Below are 254 nucleotides of genomic sequence, written 5' to 3' on the forward strand. Positions count from 1 at the left end.
TGCTTTCGCTGGTGCTGGGCTATCTGTCATGGCGCTTCGTGGAAACGCCGTTCCGGGAAAAACGCTTGCTGGCCACCCGCAAGACGATTCTGGCGGCAGCCATGGTCGGCATTCTGGGGCTGGGCTTTACGGACCGAAATGGCAGAACAACCGTTCATCGGGCGTGTCTTTGTCAGCCATGCGCCCGCATCGTCCCCAGTGGATCGGTGATCGAACGCAAGTAACTGCCGTCGCCCTGGCGAATATCGATCAGC

General features: G+C 59.8%; 1 protein-coding gene. It reads left to right on the plus strand.

Annotated features, from left to right (window positions below; translation table 11 throughout):
* The coding region (locus AC0L3U_RS39805) for a hypothetical protein (RefSeq protein WP_473365181.1) at positions 1–224 on the plus strand (224 nt) is incomplete at its 5' end.
* Between the last annotated feature and the right edge of the window lie 30 nt (positions 225–254).

Source organism: Bradyrhizobium sp. Kon69 (assembly GCF_055807515.1).